Here is a 255-nt window from a genome sequence, read left to right as displayed (position 1 = left end):
GAGAGATCTGGGAGTGCCCGAAAGGGAGCCTTCACACAGGTGCTGCATGGCTGTCGTCAGCTCGTGTCGTGAGATGTTGGGTTAAGTCCCGCAACGAGCGCAACCCTTGTCATTAGTTGCTACATTTAGTTGGGCACTCTAATGAGACTGCCGGTGACAAACCGGAGGAAGGTGGGGATGACGTCAAGTCCTCATGGCCCTTATGGGTAGGGCTTCACACGTCATACAATGGTACATACAGAGGGCCGCCAACCC

Annotated in this window: 1 rRNA gene; it reads left to right on the top strand. The window is 54.9% G+C overall.

The features are described from left to right. Window positions 1-255: ribosomal RNA gene (locus LE190_RS22340) — 16S ribosomal RNA — on the top strand; the annotation flags it as partial.

This window comes from Massilia hydrophila (genome assembly GCF_020208145.1).
GTDB lineage: Bacteria > Pseudomonadota > Gammaproteobacteria > Burkholderiales > Burkholderiaceae_D > Telluria > Telluria hydrophila.
This window is presented reverse-complemented; position numbering and strand designations above follow the sequence as displayed.